The following is a 16,454-nucleotide window of genomic DNA, read 5'->3' as shown; positions in this document are numbered from 1 at the left end:
GCGACGCGCTTCAGAGCAATTCCAGGAAAAGTGTGAGCGGTTTTCCGCCCGGAATTGCGCCAACCGCTCTACGCCTTGACGTATCGGTCCGGGCTGAGGTCGAGCGCGTTGATCTCCGGCACCCGGTTGGACATGATGTCGGAAAGCACCTTGGCCGAGCCGCAGGCCATGGTCCAGCCCAGCGTGCCGTGACCGGTGTTGAGATAGAGGTTGGACAGCTCGCTCTGGCCGACCAGCGGCGGCCCGTCCGGCGTCATCGGCCGCAAGCCGCACCAGAAGGTCGCGGCCTTGAGGTCGCCGCCGCCCGGAAACAGGTCGCCTACGGAATGCTCGAGCGTGCGGCGGCGCGATTCATGCAGGCGCAGGTCGAAGCCCGAAATCTCCGCGGTGCCGCCGACGCGGATGCGGTCGCCGAGCCTGGTGATCGCCACCTTGTAGGTCTCGTCCATGACGGTCGACACCGGCGCTGCTTCCGCATTCGTGATCGGCACGGTGATGGAATAGCCCTTGACCGGATAGACCGGTATCGGCCGCTTCATCTTGCGCATGAAGGGAGCCGAATAGCTGCCCAGCGCCATCACATAGGCATCCGCCGTCCGCCAGCCCTTGTCGGTGCCGACCTGGACGACGCGGTTGCGGTTCCTGACGACGCGCCGGATCGTCGTGGCGTATTCGAAGGTGACGCCGCGGGCGACGCAGAGTTTGGCGAGCTTCTCGGTGAACATCTTGCAGTCGCCGGTTTCATCGCCGGGCAATCTCAGCCCGCCGACGAATTTTTCCCGCACGCCAGCCAGCGCCGGCTCGGCCGCGATGCAGCCGTCCCGATCGAGGATCTCGTAGGGAACGCCATATTTCTTCAGCACCTCGACGTCGCCGCCGGTGCCGTCGAGCTGCTTCTGCTTGCGGAACAGCTGCAGCGTGCCCTTGGACCGCTCGTCATAGCTGATGCCGGTCGCGGCACGCAGTGCCTTCAGCGTGTCGCGGCTGTATTCGGCGACTGGCACCATGCGCGACTTGTTGAGCGCATAGCGCTCGGCCGTGCAGTTGCGCAGCATCTTGAGGAGCCACGTCCACATATGCGGATCGAAGGCGGGACGGACCACCAGCGGACCGTATTTCATCAAGAGCCATTTGACCGCTTTCACCGGGATGCCGGGTCCGGCCCAAGGCGAGGCATAGCCGGGCGACACTTCGCCGGCATTGGCGAAGCTGGTTTCCAGCGCAGGCCCCTGCTGCCGGTCTATCAACGTGACTTCATGGCCGGCCTCTGCAAGGAAGTAGGCGGTGGTGACCCCGATCACGCCGCCGCCCATCACCAGGATTTTCATTCTATGCTCCCTCAAAGCCGACCGAACGCCTGACGGCGCTGGCCCTTTCATCTGTCTGCCGGATTTTGTTGCGTCCGCCAAGCGCGGTCATGCGCCGATATAGCGGCGGTGAAAGCGCGCGCCCAGGCTGGTCAGCACCTCGTAGCCGATGGTGCCGGCATGTGCGGCGGCGGCGTCGACGCTTTGCGACGGGCCGATGAGCTCGACGAGGTCGCCCTCGCCCAGCCTGCCGGCCGGAAGCGCCGAAATATCGAGGATGATCGAATCCATCGATACCCGCCCGACGAAAGGCAGCCGCACGCCCTCGAACCAGGCGGCCGAAGCGGCGCGCCGGTGCCAGCCATCGGCATAGCCGAGCGAGATCGTCGCCAGCCTGAGCGGTCCGCGCGCATGGTAAGTGTGGCCGTAGCCGATGCCGGCGCCGTCTTCGACGCTGCGCGTCTGCGCCACCTTCGCCTGCAGCCGCACCACCGGCAGCATCGGATTGGCTTCGCTCGGCGTCGGGTTGATGCCGTAGAGCGCGGCGCCCGGACGAGCGAGATCGTAGTGGTAGGAGGCCCCGAGGAAAATGCCGGACGAGTTGGCGAGCGAGGCCGGGGCCCTGGGCAACATCCCGCGCAGCCGCTCGAACGCCAGCCGTTGTGCTTCGTTGGCGGGATTGCGCGGCTCGTCGGCGCAGGCGAGATGGCTCATTGCGAACCGGATATCGATGCCGTCGAAAGCATCCTTGGCGAGCGCGGCGACTTCGGCCGGAGGCATGCCGAGCCGCGACATGCCGCTGTCAACCTGGACCGCGGCCGCCAGCTTTCGGCCGGTGGCTCGTGCCGTTTCGCGCCACGCCTTCAACTGAGCGGCGCTGTTGATGACGGGATGAAGTCCGGCCGCGAGTGCTTCCGATTCCGACTCCGGCGGCAGACCATTCAGGACAAAGATGTCATGTCCTGGCCCAAGCGCCTTGCGCAAGGCGATGCCTTCGCCGAGCAGCGCGACGAAGAAGATGTCGCAGCCTTCCTTCATCAGCGCCGACGCCACCTGCGCGGCGCCGAGACCATAGCCGTCGGCCTTGAGCACACCGGCGCAGCGCACGCCCGCCAGCCGCGCCTTGAGCCGCCGGTAGTTCTCGCGGACGGCGCCGAGATCGATGGTCAGGATCGCGCCGGCGGCTGGCTCGCTCACCATCGAGCCGCCGGTGGCGGTCGTTTGCGGCAAAGACGCCTTGGTGTCGTTCATCAGGGCAATCGCTCAGGACAAAGACGGTCTGCACTCGTTGCGGAACCGACCGGTTGCCGACGTCGGCGCCGCCCCTCATCGCCCTGCCGGGCACTTCTCCCCGTATAGTGACGGGGAGAAGGGGCTTGCCGCAACCTCGGCGCCCTTCCTGCAACGCTGGCAATTGGCGAAACCGGCGATGAGACCGCCCCTCTCCCCGTCACTATACGGGGAGAGGATGCCGGCAGGCAGGTGAGGGGCGGCGCCGACGTCCCGCTAAAGTGCGCCTGCCATGTGTCATTCATGCCTGCCTCTTGCTTGAAGCGCATCAGCATCAATAGAGCATGATTCCGAACGGTGCGAACTATTGCTCAACCGAATCCGCTCGCAAGACCCCAACACGCCCGCGGCACACGACGCTTGCAGTTAACCGGCCAGATGCTCGAAAGCCCCCACAACCTGTTCATAGACCTGGCGCTTGAACGGCACGATCAGGCCGGGCAGCTCCTGCATCGGCCGCCATGACCATTGATCGAATTCGGCCTTGTGGCCACCCGGCGGTGGATTGATCCGGATCTCGCTCTCGTCGCCTTCGAAGCGGTAGGCGAACCATTTCTGCGTCTGGCCGCGGTAGCGCCCCTTGAAGGCGACCCCGACCAGATGCGGCGGCAGATCGTAATTGATCCAGTGCGGCGCCTCGGCCAGCAGCGACACGCTGCGCATGCCGGTTTCCTCGTAAAGCTCCCGCTCCGCCGCGTTGAGCGGCTCTTCGCCATCGTCGATGCCGCCCTGCGGCATCTGCCAGAGTTTCGTCGTGCCGGAAAACTCGCTGTCCGGCTCGGCGATGCGATGGCCGACCCAGACCAGCCCGACGCGGTTGAGGATCATCAGTCCGACGCAAGGGCGATAAGGCAGTGTCTCGGGGTCGATCATCTTCTTGGACATTTCCGGATTCCAGTATCGGCGAGAAGCCGATGACTAGCCTTTTTGCGGATCGATGGCGACAGCCGAGATCGGCACGATCTCGATGCCGCGCTTCTTCGCCTCGGCGGCCCAGGACGTCACCGTGTCGACGGTGATATCGAAGGCCGAGCCGATGCCGACGGCCGTGCCCTTGGCCCGCGCGGTCGCCTCGAGGCTGTCCAGCTTCTTCAGGATCTCGCCGCGATCCTGCACCGCGTCGATGGCCATGTCGCCGGCCACGAATGGCACGCCGTCCTTCAGAGCAAGGTCGGGCGCCAGGCTCCGCGCCGACGAGCCGTCGTCGACATAGGCAAGGCCGCGCTTGCCGAGTTCGGCCATGAAGGGTCCCATCGCGCTTGCGTCGGCGGAAAACCGCGCGCCCATATAGTTCATGACGCCGGTGTAGTTGGTCGTTCTGGACAGCGCCCAGTGCAGGCTCTTCAGGTTCTCGTCCTGGCTCGCCGAGACCGTCAGCGTATTGCGCCCCGGATTGACGTTTGGATAGTCGAACGGCTCGAGCGGTATCTGCATGACGATCTCATGTCCGCTTTGGCGTGCCGCCTTCATCCAGCGGTCGATGCTGTTGCCCTGCGGCGCGAAGGCCAGCGTCACCTCGGCCGGCAATTTGGCGATCGCCGCCTGCGTGCCGGTCTGCGAGACGGCGAGCCCGCCGATGACGATCGCCACGCGCGCGCCGCGCGCGCCGGACCACGGCCGCGCATAGACGTCGAACGGCCGCCTGCCGTCGGCGGAACGGATCGGCAGCGGTCCGCTGTCGCTGGCCTCGATCAGCGCCCTGTCCGGGATGTGCGCGACCTTGAGATTCTGCCCAAGCGCCGAAGGATCGCGGATGACGATACCCGCTTTGGGCGGGCCGTCGCCCTCTTCGGTCTGTACGTGGATGATCTGCGGGCCCCCGCTCTTCATCGGCGTGCTCGCGCCGGGGTTCGCCGTCGCCACTTCAGCCGGCGTCGGCGCCGGTGCCGGCGCAGGGGTTGGCGCCGCGGTCACCTTCGGCGTCGAAACGGCCATCTCGTCCGGCTTGCGGAAAGGTTTCTCACGCAATGCGATCGCACCGGAAATGCCGATCACTCCGAGGACGACGACCGCCGCGCCGAGCATGCCGGCGCTGATGCGGCGCGAAGCAGGGCGCTGAGCCCGGAGCGTCTGTCCGAGCGGGCGTTCGATGTCCTTGCCGATGTCAGCCAAGCCGCATCCCCAAGCCCGTGATCCAGCCGATCGGATCGTCAGCGGTCACGTGCGAAATTCAAAACCTTCGGCGCCCCCCGGCGCCCGTTCGCGAATCGACTTGTCCCCGAATCAAACTGCCGGAACCTCGCGGGTCCCGGCAGCATTGCATCGCTTCGGTCGGTCGGCCAGAGGCTTGCCCCGGCCGACACGCCTTTACTGGTTCAAAACGGCCTTGTCCGGGTTCGGCGGGAACGACGGATCGGTCTTTTGGCCGCGCAGCAGCTGCTCGGCATAGATCAGCTGCAGGTCGTCCTTCGGTTCCGGCGGCACATAGGCGGCCGAACCCGAGCCGGTGGCGCTCTCGTCGGCGCCCTTGATGTGGCCCTTGAGGTCCGATTCGCCGCGGGTCAGATCCCTGCCCTGCAGGTCCGGCGGCAGCGGCTGCTCGACCTTGACGTCCGGCGTGATGCCCTTGCCCTGGATCGACTTGCCGGACGGCGTGTAATAGAGCGCCGTGGTGAGCCTCAGCGCGCCGTTCTCGCCGAGCGGGATGATGGTCTGCACCGAGCCCTTGCCGAAGGACTGAGTGCCGACGACGGTGGCGCGGCGCAGATCCTGCAGCGCGCCGGCGACGATCTCGGACGCGCTCGCCGAGCCGCCATTGACCAGCACGATCAGCGGCTTGCCGTTGATGTCGTCGTTCTGCTTCGGCTTGGCGTCGAAGCGGGTGACGTCCTTCGGGTCGCGCCCGCGGGTCGAAACGATCTCGCCGCGCTTCAGGAAGGCATCCGACACGCTCACCGCCTGGTCGAGCAGGCCGCCCGGATTGAGGCGCAGGTCGAGCACATAGCCCTTCAGCTTGTCGTTCGGCACCTGCTTCTTGATGTTCTCGATGGCGTTCTCGAGATCGTCATAGGTCTTCTCGGTGAAGGAGGTGATCTTCATGTAGCCGACGTCGTTCTCGACCCGGTACTTCACCGCCTTGACCTTGATGATGTCGCGCACCACCGTCAGCTCGATCGGCTTGTCCGCACCCTGGCGCAGGATCGTGAGCTTGATCGGCGTGTTGACCGGGCCGCGCATTTTCTCGACGGCGTCGTTGAGGGTCAGGCCGCGCACCTCCTCGCCGTCGATCTTGGCGATGTAGTCGCCGGCAAGCACGCCCGCCTTGGCGGCCGGCGTGTCGTCGATCGGCGTGATCACCTTGACGAGATCGTTCTCCATCGTGACCTCGATGCCGAGGCCGCCGAACTCGCCCTTGGTCTGCACGCGCATATCCTGCGCCTGCTCCGCATTCATGTAGGACGAGTGCGGGTCGAGCGAGGCAAGCATGCCGTTGATGGCGTTCTCGACCAGCGACTTGTCATCCGGCGGCGTTACATATTGCGCGCGCACGCGCTCGAAGATGTCGCCGAAGATCGCCAGCTGCTTGTAGGTTTCGGAGCCCGCAGCGTTCGCCGCCGAGCCGGGTGCGCCGTAGACCAGGCTCATTGCCGATGCGCCCATCAGCGCGCCGGCAAACAGAAGCGACAATTTCCGCATCATTTCACGTCCTTCCAGAAAATCGCTCCGCCCACCAAGGGTTCGGATCGACGGGTTTTCCATCCTTGCGGAACTCCACATAGAGCTCCGGCGTCGCATTTCCATTCTGCGAGGCCGAGGTGCTTGCCACCCGGGCCTCTCCCATCGCGCCGATCGGCTCTCCTGCGAGCACCGACTGTCCGGTCGCGACGCTGATTCTGCTCATCCCCGCCAGGACGACATGATACCCATCGCCCGCATTGAGGATCAAGAGTTGACCATAGGAGCGAAACGGCCCCGCATAAAGCACGTTTCCATCCGCCGGCGCGGTGACGATGGCTCCCGATTGTGTCGCAACCATGTCGCCCTGCATCATTGCGCCGTTGCCGTCGTCGGTCCCGAAGCGCCGTTTGATCTTGCCGATGACCGGCAGCGCGATCTGGCCCTGCAGCGCCGCGAACGGGGCGGAAGCGGTCAAGCGGTTGCCCTCCGGCACCGGCGGATCGGCGGGCTCGGTCGTGGACGCCGTCGTGTCGCCATCTGCCGATTTCTGCTCGCCCGCCTTGGCCTGGTCTGCCGCCTTTCGCGCCTTGTCGGCCTCGAGCGAGGCGATGAGGTCCTTGAGGCTGCTGGCCCTGGCCGCCAGCTGCTGCGAGCGCTGCTGCTCGGCGGTCAAAGCCGCTTCGGTATCGGCCTGCAGCTTCTGCTTGGCCTCGAGCAGCATGGTGAGCCTCTTCTTTTCCGCCGTCTGTTCGGTGACCGCGGCGGTGAGCCGCGCCCGCTCGGCCTCGATCGACGCCGTCACCCGGGTCTGCTCCTTGAGGTCGGCCATCAGCCTGTCGGTCTGCTGGCGCAGTTCCGGCACCACGGCGCCGAGCAGGATGGCGCTGCGCACCGACGACAGCGCGTCCTCCGGCTTGACCAGGATCGCCGGCGGCGGGTTGAGCCCCATGCGCTGCAGCGCGCCAAGCACTTCGGCAAGCACGTCGCGGCGCGCCACCAACGAGGCGTGCAGCTTCTCTTCCTCGGTCTTCAGCCCTTCGAGCTTGGCGCCGATATCCTCGATGTCCTGGCCGAGCTTCTGCTCGGTCATGGCCGATTGGATGAGCGCCGCGCTGATCGAGGCATGGTCCTTCTTGACCGTCGCGACGTCGGCGGCAAGCTTGGCCAGCCGCTCCGACGACAAGGTGATTTCCCTGGAAACCTGCTCGTATTCGGCTCGGCTCTGGTCGGGATCCGGCGCGACGTCGAGCGTGTTTTCCGCGGCCATGGCCGGCCCGAACGCAACCAGCGCGGCGACAAGTGTCAAGCCGCAGCGGCTGCGCCAGGCGCGCGTTCTCGAATTCCAGCCTTCAGACATCAGGCCTCGAGTCTATCCACCGCTTCGTTAACGAACCATCAACCATGTTGGAAGCACCCGCATCAACCGTGATGTCGGGTCATTGAGGCGGAAATCCGGAGAACCAAAGCATCATTCCGAAAAGTGGGAACCGGTTTTCGGAAAAGATCATGCTCCAGAAAAGGAGTTAGATCAGGATGACGATTCAACGAAACCTCATCCTGATCTAGCTGTCTCCCGATCGCGCTTCCAAGGTCCGCAGATCCTCGGCCAAGCGTACAGGCACGTCCATCCGATCATGCAGGATGCTTATGACGCCGATCCGGTCGCCGGAAAGCTTGCGAAAGAACACGTAGTGACGTCCGTAGTGATTGAAATAGGCGTCCATCTTCAAATCGGCCGGAATTGCCAGATTGCCTGGAAGCTTTCGCCAGAGGGCAGGTACTTCGGAAAGGGTTTGCAAGTGCTGATGCAAGTCCGCGATATAGCGAATGGCCTGGGCTTCGCCCCATTTCTCAACGGTATCGCTCCAGATGTGGTCCTGCGCTGCGTCCGCTGGCGGGTAGAACAGGTACCCTGCCACGCTTAGAGGCGTCGGCCTTGATTGCGCCGAACAACATCCTGGGCCGATACGGCCCGGAATTCGCTCTCCTCGGCCCTCAGACCCGGCTCAAGCTGCCTTTTCAGCCAGTCCCACGCTTCGTTGCGCGTCTGCAGATCGCGGCGGATCAGGGCACGGATATATTCGCTGGCGTTTTCATAAAGGCCATTCTCGCCAATCTGCTGTTGCAGATGAGCCTGGAGTTGACCACCGACGCGGACATGAATGCTGTTATCTGCGGCCATGAACCGATCCTTTGCTTCCCTCCAAATTATGGAAGGCGTCGCAAATATTGTCAATATTTGCTACACCAGCCGAGATTGTTCCTGGCGACCCCTCGTCCAGCCCCTCCTCCAGCCCTCTGACCACGACTCACGAGCGGTGATAGGGATGTCCGGACAGGATAGTGGCGATCCGGTAGAGCTGCTCGCCCAGCATGACGCGCACCAGCTGATGCGGCCAGGTTAGCGCCCCGAACGACACCACCAGATCGGCCTCTTCGCGCAAGGATTTGTCATGGCCGTCGGCGCCGCCGATCGCGATGACCAACGCCTTGCGACCGCCGTCGCGCAACTGGCCGATGCGGGCCGCCAGATCCTCGGAGGAAAGCGCCTTGCCGCGTTCGTCGAGCAGGATGAGCACGGTGCCCTGCTGCAGCTGACCCTGCAGCTTCTGGCCCTCCTCGCGGCGGCGCTCGTCGGCGCTCTGTCCGCGGCTCTCGGGGATTTCGACGATGCCGGCAAATTCCAGCCCGACCGCAGATCCGCTCTTGGCGAAGCGCTCGAAATAGCGGTCGGCGAGCTCTCTCTCGGGGCCGGTCTTCATCCGGCCCACGGCATGGACGGTGATCTTCATCCTCGCCTCGGCGAGCCTTGATCGGCGCCGGACCGGAACGGTCACGGCACGCGATACGGCTCAGTGCAAGGTCTCTTCCTCGAGGTCCGGCGCCTGCCACATCTTTTCGAGATTGTAGAATTCGCGGACTTCGGGGCGGAAGACGTGGACGATGATGTCGCCCGAATCGATCAGGACCCAGTCGGCGCTGCCCAGCCCCTCGACGCGCGCCATGCCGAGACCGGCATCCTTGAGCGCCTTGAGGAGGTGATCGGCGACAGCCGAGACATGACGGTGCGATCGGCCCGACGCGACGACCATATAGTCGGCGAGGCTCGATTTACCCTGGATGTCGATTGAGACGATGTTTTCGGCCTTGGAGTCTTCCAGACTGGCAAGGACTGTGTTGATGGCGAGGGAGGCAGCATCGTTTCCGCTGATCCCGGCCGGCGAAGGCACGATATCGGCCTTCTTCCGCAGTGCTGTTCTCAGTGTGTTTCCTTTCCCAATAAGAACAACCAAATCACCCCGCAAATCAGGTGACACCACTTAGATAGGCAGAGTTCCGTTGCAGTTTCAAGACGACCGCCCCACGGCCGGCGCGTGATGGTCGTCCGGATGGCTCGGCGGCAAGCCGGAAAAGATGGGAACTGATGCTCACGGCACGGGTTATCGGCTCACCGGACAAAGGGGATCCCAACCATGCCAACCGATCCGCAAAGCGCCCTCATCACCATCCAGGCCGGGCTTGCGCAGCTCTCAACGCTGATCGTCTCCTATTCCTTCTCGGCGATCGGCGCCATCATCCTTCTGATTGCCGGCTACTTCGTCGCCGGCCTTGCCGAGCGCTCGATCTTCGCCGGCCTCGGCCACATCCACGGCTTCGACGCGACCTTGCGCCATTTCTTCTCGAAGATCGTACGCTACGCGATCCTCGTCCTTGTCGTCATCATGGTGCTCGGCCAGTTCGGCGTGCAGACGGCCTCCATCATTGCCGCCATCGGCGCCGTCGGCCTGGCCATCGGACTGGCGTTGCAGGGCACGCTGCAGAACATCGCCGCCGGCATCATGCTTCTAGCGCTGCGGCCTTTCCGCATCGGCGAAAATGTCGAGGTCGGCCCGATCGCCGGCACGATCGAGGAGATCGGCCTGTTCGCCACCACGCTGCGCACGGTCGACGGCGTGTACATACTGGCGCCCAACCAGACGCTGTGGAACCAGCCGGTGCGCAACTTCACCCGCAACGGCGTGCGCCGCACCGACATCACGCTCAACATCGGCTCGTGGAACGACATCGACCGCGGGCAGAAGACGCTGCTTGGCATCGCCGGCGCCGAGAAGCGCATCAGGCGAGAGCCCGCGCCGATCGCCTTCGTGGCGGACCTCGGCGAGAGCACGGTTTCGCTCACCCTGCGCTACTGGACGACGGCGGCCGACTATTTCGCCACCCAGGCCGACATGACCAAGCGCGCCAAGCAGGCCTTCGACAACGAGGGCATTTCGATTCCGCTGCCGCCGCCCGAACTGCCGGCTGCGGAGGCTCGCAAGCAGTAGAGCAATTCAGTCCTTGGCCGGCTTTGTGGGCTCGTCCGGCGCGAAGGCGAGTTCCACCGGCAGGGGCGTCTGCGCCGACATCGGCGCGAAGCTGCCGGTTGCGGCGGCAGGCGTCGGTCGCGCCGCAAACACCCGCCACAGCACGAACAGGCAGAACGCCGAAGCGATGAAGATGCCGACATAGATGAAGGTCTCGGTGCCGAAGACGGCTGAAAGCGCCGTGACGATGCCGGGCACGATGAAGCCGGACAGCGACCAGGCAAAGAGCAGCGAGCTCGACAGCGCCAGCAGCTCGTCCTTCCTGGCGCGGTCGGCGGCATGCGCGCTGGAGAGCGAATAGATCGATTCCGATGCGCCGTCCCAGATGAGATAGATCACCACCAGCGCCATCAGCGCACCGCCGTCGAAGGCGATGGCGAGCAGGCTCGCCACCACCGCGAGCGCCGCCGCGCCCGACAGCACATAGCGCCGGTCGGTGCGGTCGGAGAGCCAGCCGAGCGGAATCTGGAGGATCAGCGTGCCGACCGGCATCGCCGACAACAGCAGCGCCACATCCGCCTGGCTGTAGCCCTTGGCGGTGGCGTGGATCGGCGCGAAACCGGAAATGATCATCGACAGGCCGCCGACGGCGAGCATGCCGACGACGCCGACCGGCGAGATCTTCCAGGCCTGGCCGAGCGCCACCGAAGCCGCCTGCGGCGCGGGCGGCTGGGCAAGCCGCGTCATGCCCACCGGCAGGATGGACAAAGCGGTGAAGGCGATGCCGATCAGCGGCGCGGCCGCCGTGTGGATGTCGATCGTGGCGAGCGTCGCATAGCCGACGCCCAATCCGCCGATATAGGCGACATAGAACACCGCCATCACCCGGCCGCGTATGGCGTTCGGCAAGGCATCGTTGAGCCAGCTCTGCGCGACGATGAAGAGGCCGCAGATGGCAAAGCCATAGAGCGCCCGCGCCGCGATCCAGAGCAACGGGATCGGTCCAGCGCCGATCGCGACGTTGGAGAGCGCTATCAGCGCCGAAAGCACCATGAACGCGCGGGCATGACCGACCCGGCGCACCAATGGACCGGTCAGGATGCAGCCGGCAAGCCCGCCGGCCGAAAGGCCGGTGACGATCAATCCGGCCCAGGTCGGATCGAAGCCATCGGCGCCGAGCCGCACGGGAATGAAGGCGAACATCAGCCCATTGCCGATCGCGATCAGCGCCATCGACACGATGACGCTGGCAATGGCGATCAGCGGCGCCGATTGCGCGCCCGGATCGGTCGTGATGCGGCTCTTCTCCAGCATGGCTTTGCAGCATCGCCCGCCCGCGGGCGAAAAGCAGCCGTAAAAGCGACATGGCCAAACTTCCCTTCTCCCCTTGTGGGAGAAGGTGGATTGCCGCGAAGCGGCAAGACGGATGAGGGGTGCTCCATCGGAGTGAGACGCTGGCGTTCCCTGGAACACCCCTCATCCGTCGCCTTCGGCGACACCTTCTCCCCTAAGGGGAGAAGGTAAAAGCGCTCAACCCTTCCCCGCGTTGCGGATCGCGGTGGAGGAGAGCGACGAGCGCGGACCGTGGATGAAGGTCCAGGCCGGCGCCCGCATGCGGGCAAGCAGCGGCGCGTCGCCTTCGTCGATGCGGGCGTAGTCGAAGGTCTTGGCGACGACCGACGATAGGAAGGAGAGCGTGGCGCCCGGACGGTCGATGACCGCGATCGGGAAGGTGAGCACGATCTCGCGCCAGCGCTGCCAGCGATGGAAATCGCGCAAGCTATCCGCGCCCATGATCCAGACGAAGTCGACACCCGGATTGCGCGCCTTGATCAGCGCCAGCGTGTCGGCGGTGTAGCGGACATGATGCGCCGCCTCGAAGGCGGTGACCTTGATCTTCGGATTCCTGGCGATCTTTTCCGACAGCACGATGCGTTGGGCGAGCGGCGCCAGCTCATGTGCGCTTTTCAGCGGATTGCCGGGGGTCACGATCCACCACAGCTGGTCGAGCGCCAGCCGTCTCAGCGCGATCTCGGCGACCAGCGCGTGACCGGCATGCGGCGGGTTGAACGAGCCGCCGAACAGGCCGACGGCCAGCCCCCTGCCGGCATGCGGCATGCGAAGGTAAGGCGCGGGGACGGGGTGCTCGGGCTGGGAAAGCATGGTGCTAGGCGCCCCCCTCTGCCCTGCCGGGCATCTCCCCCTCAAGGGGGGAGATTAGCAGCTCGATCGCAGGCTCAAATCTTGCGACGTCGGCAATTTGCGAAACCCCAAATGACAGCTGATCTCCCCCCTTGAGGGGGAGATGTCCGGCAGGACAGAGGGGGGTGGCTGGGCGCGGCACCCTCAGATCCTAGCGGCGAAAAACGTCAAGGCCTCACCTGTCCCGACCCGCGCACGCGGTACTTGAACGAGGTCAGCTGCTCGACGCCGACCGGTCCGCGCGCATGCATCTTGCCGGTGGCGATGCCAATCTCGGCGCCCATGCCGAACTCGCCGCCATCGGCGAACTGCGTCGAGGCGTTGTGCAGGAGGATCGCAGAGTCGATCTCGTTGAAGAATCTTTCGACCGCTTGCGCATCCTCGGCGACGATCGCCTCGGTGTGATGCGAGGAGAAGGTCTCGATATGCTCGATCGCGCCGGCGACGCCGTCGACCAGCTTCACCGCGATGATGGCGTCGAGATACTCCGTCACCCAGTCGGCATCGGTCGCCGGGCTGGCATCCGCGAACGCCTTCATCACCCCGGCATCGGCGTGGATCTCGCAGCCCGCCGCGCGCAGCGCTTCGAGGATCGGCACCAGATGGGTGGAGGCCGCCGCGCGGTCGACCAGCAGCGTCTCAGCCGCGCCGCACACGCCTGTGCGCCGCATCTTGGCGTTGACGGCGATCCTCACTGCCATGTCGAGCTTGGCCGAGCGGTCGATATAGAGATGGCAGATGCCTTCGAGATGGGCGAACACCGGCACCCGCGCCTCGCTCTGCACGCGCCCGACCAGGCTTTTGCCGCCGCGCGGGATGATGACGTCGAGATTGCCGCCGAGACCTTTGAGCATCTCGCCGACGGCGGCGCGGTCGGTGGTCGGCACCAGCTGGATGGCATCTTGCGGCAGGCCGGCGGCTTTCAGCCCTTCGACCATGCAGGCATGGATCGCGGAGGACGAATTGATCGAATCCGAGCCGCCGCGCAGGATCACCGGATTGCCGGCCTTGAGACAAAGCGCGCCGGCATCGGCGGTCACGTTCGGGCGGCTTTCATAGATGACGCCGATGACGCCGAGCGGCGTGCGCACGCGCTCGATGTGGAGCCCGTTCGGCCGGTCCCATTCGGCGATGACGTCGCCGACCGGATCCTTGAGCGCGGCGATCTCACGAATGCCGTCGGCCATCGCCTTGATGCGCGACGGCGTCAGCTTCAGCCTATCCATGAAGGACGCCGAAAGCCCGACTTCCTCGCCGTTCGACATGTCGACGGCGTTGGCCTCGAGGATCGCCTGCTCGTTGCTCAGGATGGCGTCGGCCATGGCGGCCAAGGCGTCGTTCTTGGCTTTGGTGGTGGCGACCGCCAGCGGTCGGGCAGCAGTGCGGGCGCGGCGGCCGATGGCGGCCATCAGCGCTGCCGTGTCTTCCCCGGATTTTTCATGCAGCTTCAGCATGGTTCATCCTCCGCTGGGTCTTCCTTTTATCGCAATTCCGGATGGAAAACCGCGTCACACTTTTCCTGGAATTGCTCTAATCGCTGGCCAATACTTGGTCGCCGGCGACACTTACCACAAGGTCGTCGCGATGGATCATCGCCGAGCGCGCCTCGTAGCCGAGCACGGTTTCGATCTCGGCCGTTTTCAAACCCGCGATCCTTACGGCATCGGCGGCATCATAGGCAACCAGCCCGCGCGCGATCTCCCGGCCCTCGGGCGACAGGATCGCCACCGTGTCGCCGCGCGAGAAATTGCCGCTGACGAGCTTCACGCCCGCCGGCAGCAGCGACTTGCCCGATTTCAGCGCGCCGACCGCGCCGGCATCGACGGTGAGCCGCCCGGCCGGCTCGAGCTGGCCGGCGATCCAGGTCTTGTAGCCCTTCACCGGGTTGGCGCTCGGACGGAAGAAGGTCGCGCGCTCGCCGCGCTCGATCGCCATCAGCGGCGACAGCCGCGTGCCGGAGGTGATGATCATCGCCGTGCCGGCGGCGTTGGCGATCTTGCCGGCGTCCAGCTTTGTCCGCATGCCGCCGCGCGACAGTTCGGAAGCGGCGGCACCTGCCATCGCCTCGATATCGGGGGTGATGCGGTCGACCACCGGGATGAACTTCGCCTGCGGGTCCTTGGCCGGCGGCGCGGTGTAGAGCCCGTCGATGTCGGAGAGCAGCACCAGAAGATCGGCGCCCATCATGGTCGCCACGCGGGCCGCCAGCCGGTCGTTGTCGCCGTAGCGGATTTCCGAGGTCGCCACCGTGTCGTTCTCGTTGATGACCGGCACCGCCTTCATCTTGAGCAAGGTCGAGATCGTCGCGCGCGCATTGAGGTAGCGGCGGCGCTCCTCGGTATCGCCGAGGGTCAGAAGGATCTGGCCCGATTTCAGCCCGTTCTTACCGAGCGCGTCCGACCAGGCGCCGGCGAGCGCGATCTGGCCGACGGCGGCAGCGGCCTGGCTCTCCTCGAGCTTCAGCGCCCTTTTTCCCAAGTCGAGAATGGTGCGACCGAGCGCGATGGCGCCCGACGAGACGACGAGCACCTCCGCGCCGGCTTCGGCGAGCGCCGCGATGTCGTCGGCCAAAGAGGTCAGCCAGTCGCGCTTCAAGCCGCTCGCGCGGTCGACAAGCAGCGCCGAGCCGATCTTCACGGTGATGCGCCGGTATGTTTTCAGCGATTTCATGGGTTTTGCTGCCAGCGCGTGTCGACAGGAGCGGGGACGGCGTCGCGGGCCTCGGCGACCACCGTCATCAGGGCGCGCAGAACGGCCTCGACGCCTTCGCCGGTGACGGCCGACAACAGCATCGGCGCGCGGCCGGCGGCGCGCTTCAGCGACGCCGCCTTCTTCTTGCGGGCGTCCGCGTCGAGGATGTCGACCTGGCTGAGCGCGACGATCTCGGCCTTCTCGGCCAGCCCATGGCCATAGGCTTCGAGCTCGGCGCGCACGACCTTGTACGCCTTCCCAGGATTCTCCTCCAGCGCCGAGACCAGATGCAGCAGCACGCGCGTGCGCTCGACATGGCCGAGGAAGCGGTCGCCGATGCCGACGCCTTCATGCGCGCCCTCGATCAGGCCTGGAATATCGGCCAGCACGAATTCGCGGCCATCGATGCGGGCGACGCCGAGGCCGGGATAGAGCGTCGTGAAAGGGTAGTCGGCGATCTTCGGCTTGGCGGCGGTGACGGCTGCGAGGAAGGTCGACTTGCCGGCATTGGGCAGGCCGACGAGGCCGGCATCCGCGATCAGCTTGAGCCGCAGCCAGATGCTCAATTCCTCGCCCGGCTGGCCCGGATTGGCGCGGCGCGGCGCCTGGTTGGTCGAGGTCTTGAAATGCTGGTTGCCGAAGCCGCCATTGCCACCCTTGGCGAGCAGGAAGCGCTGGCCGACCTCTGTCAGGTCGCAGATCAGCGTCTCGTTGTCCTCGGCAAAGACCTGGGTGCCGGCCGGCACCTTCAGTGTCACGTCGGCGCCCTTGGCGCCGGTCATGTTGCGGCCCATGCCGTGCATGCCGGTCTTGGCCTTGAAATGCTGCTGGTAGCGGTAGTCGATCAGCGTGTTCAGCCCATCGACCGCTTCCGCCCAGACATCGCCGCCGCGGCCGCCGTCGCCGCCGTCCGGGCCGCCGAACTCGATGAATTTCTCGCGCCGGAACGACACCGAACCGGCGCCGCCGTCGCCGGAACGGATGTAAACTTTGGCCTGGTCGAGGAATTTCATCGGATTTTCGAGGTTTCTGCTGATTGCTT

Annotated in this window: 16 protein-coding genes; 1 reads left to right on the top strand and 15 read right to left on the bottom strand. The window is 65.4% G+C overall.

Annotated elements, in window-relative coordinates; genetic code table 11:
• Window positions 1-68 precede the first annotated feature (68 nt).
• The 10 genes from QAZ22_RS07600 to rsfS form a co-directional block, all read right to left on the bottom strand.
• Window positions 69-1,328, bottom strand: coding sequence for a D-amino acid dehydrogenase (locus tag QAZ22_RS07600; protein WP_278206069.1), 1,260 nt, complete (start codon window positions 1,326-1,328; stop codon window positions 69-71).
• A gap of 87 nt (window positions 1,329-1,415) precedes the next feature.
• Window positions 1,416-2,558, bottom strand: coding sequence for an alanine racemase (gene alr, locus QAZ22_RS07595; RefSeq protein ID WP_278206068.1), 1,143 nt, complete (start codon window positions 2,556-2,558; stop codon window positions 1,416-1,418).
• 405 nt (window positions 2,559-2,963) lie between these two features.
• Window positions 2,964-3,482 (bottom strand): RNA pyrophosphohydrolase, encoded by a 519-nt coding sequence (locus QAZ22_RS07590; RefSeq protein ID WP_278206067.1) that lies wholly within the window; start codon window positions 3,480-3,482, stop codon window positions 2,964-2,966.
• Between the two features lie 33 nt (window positions 3,483-3,515).
• Window positions 3,516-4,709: a divergent polysaccharide deacetylase family protein gene (locus QAZ22_RS07585; protein WP_278206066.1), complete on the bottom strand. Its 1,194-nt coding sequence runs from the start codon at window positions 4,707-4,709 to the stop codon at window positions 3,516-3,518.
• Between the two features lie 195 nt (window positions 4,710-4,904).
• A complete protein-coding gene (locus QAZ22_RS07580; protein ID WP_278077756.1) occupies window positions 4,905-6,236 on the bottom strand; it encodes a S41 family peptidase in 1,332 nt (443 codons plus the stop codon).
• Between the two features lies 1 nt (window position 6,237).
• Complete coding sequence (locus tag QAZ22_RS07575) at window positions 6,238-7,572, bottom strand: murein hydrolase activator EnvC (RefSeq protein WP_278206065.1); 1,335 nt, start codon at window positions 7,570-7,572, stop codon at window positions 6,238-6,240.
• A gap of 205 nt (window positions 7,573-7,777) precedes the next feature.
• A complete protein-coding gene (locus tag QAZ22_RS07570; RefSeq protein WP_278206064.1) occupies window positions 7,778-8,134 on the bottom strand; it encodes a type II toxin-antitoxin system RelE/ParE family toxin in 357 nt (118 codons plus the stop codon).
• 2 nt (window positions 8,135-8,136) lie between these two features.
• Window positions 8,137-8,397 carry a transcriptional regulator gene (locus QAZ22_RS07565; protein WP_278206063.1) on the bottom strand — a complete coding sequence of 87 codons (261 nt, stop codon included), beginning with the start codon at window positions 8,395-8,397 and terminating at the stop codon, window positions 8,137-8,139.
• Between the two features lie 127 nt (window positions 8,398-8,524).
• The gene (gene rlmH, locus QAZ22_RS07560; RefSeq protein WP_278206062.1) at window positions 8,525-9,007 is read right to left on the bottom strand and encodes a 23S rRNA (pseudouridine(1915)-N(3))-methyltransferase RlmH; all 483 of its coding nucleotides are present in this window, start codon (window positions 9,005-9,007) and stop codon (window positions 8,525-8,527) included.
• Between the two features lie 60 nt (window positions 9,008-9,067).
• Window positions 9,068-9,445: a ribosome silencing factor gene (gene rsfS / locus QAZ22_RS07555; protein ID WP_278206061.1), complete on the bottom strand. Its 378-nt coding sequence runs from the start codon at window positions 9,443-9,445 to the stop codon at window positions 9,068-9,070.
• A 243-nt stretch (window positions 9,446-9,688) separates the two neighbouring features.
• On the opposite strand from rsfS, the gene QAZ22_RS07550 reads away from it, so the two are divergent.
• Entirely contained in the window at window positions 9,689-10,540 is an 852-nt protein-coding gene (locus QAZ22_RS07550; protein ID WP_278206060.1) for a mechanosensitive ion channel domain-containing protein, read from the top strand.
• Window positions 10,541-10,546: 6 nt separating this feature from the next.
• Here QAZ22_RS07550 and QAZ22_RS07545 read toward each other — a convergent pair whose 3' ends face one another.
• From QAZ22_RS07545 to obgE, 5 genes are all read right to left on the bottom strand, one after another.
• Window positions 10,547-11,833, bottom strand: coding sequence for an MFS transporter (locus QAZ22_RS07545; protein WP_278206059.1), 1,287 nt, complete (start codon window positions 11,831-11,833; stop codon window positions 10,547-10,549).
• A gap of 216 nt (window positions 11,834-12,049) precedes the next feature.
• The gene (locus tag QAZ22_RS07540) at window positions 12,050-12,637 is read right to left on the bottom strand and encodes a nicotinate-nucleotide adenylyltransferase (protein ID WP_278207792.1); all 588 of its coding nucleotides are present in this window, start codon (window positions 12,635-12,637) and stop codon (window positions 12,050-12,052) included.
• Window positions 12,638-12,888: 251 nt separating this feature from the next.
• Window positions 12,889-14,175, bottom strand: coding sequence for a glutamate-5-semialdehyde dehydrogenase (locus QAZ22_RS07535; protein ID WP_278206058.1), 1,287 nt, complete (start codon window positions 14,173-14,175; stop codon window positions 12,889-12,891).
• A gap of 76 nt (window positions 14,176-14,251) precedes the next feature.
• A complete protein-coding gene (proB, locus tag QAZ22_RS07530) occupies window positions 14,252-15,391 on the bottom strand; it encodes a glutamate 5-kinase (RefSeq protein WP_278206057.1) in 1,140 nt (379 codons plus the stop codon).
• Window positions 15,388-16,425: a GTPase ObgE gene (gene obgE, locus QAZ22_RS07525; RefSeq protein ID WP_278206056.1), complete on the bottom strand. Its 1,038-nt coding sequence runs from the start codon at window positions 16,423-16,425 to the stop codon at window positions 15,388-15,390. Before obgE ends, proB begins: the two co-directional genes overlap by 4 nt.
• Between the last annotated feature and the right edge of the window lie 29 nt (window positions 16,426-16,454).

The sequence above is a fragment of the Mesorhizobium sp. WSM4906 genome, assembly GCF_029674625.1.
In the GTDB taxonomy this organism is placed as follows: Bacteria; Pseudomonadota; Alphaproteobacteria; order Rhizobiales; family Rhizobiaceae; genus Mesorhizobium.
This window is presented reverse-complemented; position numbering and strand designations above follow the sequence as displayed.

Coding starts and splice junctions, on each gene's coding strand:
- QAZ22_RS07550 (WP_278206060.1), top strand. CDS start 9,689: ATGCCAACCGATCCGCAAAGCGCCCTCATCACCATCCAGGCCGGGCTT.
- QAZ22_RS07600 (WP_278206069.1), bottom strand. CDS start 1,328: ATGAAAATCCTGGTGATGGGCGGCGGCGTGATCGGGGTCACCACCGCC.
- QAZ22_RS07545 (WP_278206059.1), bottom strand. CDS start 11,833: ATGCTGGAGAAGAGCCGCATCACGACCGATCCGGGCGCGCAATCGGCG.
- QAZ22_RS07590 (WP_278206067.1), bottom strand. CDS start 3,482: ATGTCCAAGAAGATGATCGACCCCGAGACACTGCCTTATCGCCCTTGC.
- QAZ22_RS07580 (WP_278077756.1), bottom strand. CDS start 6,236: ATGATGCGGAAATTGTCGCTTCTGTTTGCCGGCGCGCTGATGGGCGCA.
- rlmH (WP_278206062.1), bottom strand. CDS start 9,007: ATGAAGATCACCGTCCATGCCGTGGGCCGGATGAAGACCGGCCCCGAG.
- QAZ22_RS07540 (WP_278207792.1), bottom strand. CDS start 12,637: ATGCCGCATGCCGGCAGGGGGCTGGCCGTCGGCCTGTTCGGCGGCTCG.
- QAZ22_RS07535 (WP_278206058.1), bottom strand. CDS start 14,175: ATGCTGAAGCTGCATGAAAAATCCGGGGAAGACACGGCAGCGCTGATG.
- proB (WP_278206057.1), bottom strand. CDS start 15,391: ATGAAATCGCTGAAAACATACCGGCGCATCACCGTGAAGATCGGCTCG.
- alr (WP_278206068.1), bottom strand. CDS start 2,558: ATGAACGACACCAAGGCGTCTTTGCCGCAAACGACCGCCACCGGCGGC.
- obgE (WP_278206056.1), bottom strand. CDS start 16,425: ATGAAATTCCTCGACCAGGCCAAAGTTTACATCCGTTCCGGCGACGGC.
- QAZ22_RS07575 (WP_278206065.1), bottom strand. CDS start 7,572: ATGTCTGAAGGCTGGAATTCGAGAACGCGCGCCTGGCGCAGCCGCTGC.
- QAZ22_RS07565 (WP_278206063.1), bottom strand. CDS start 8,397: ATGGCCGCAGATAACAGCATTCATGTCCGCGTCGGTGGTCAACTCCAG.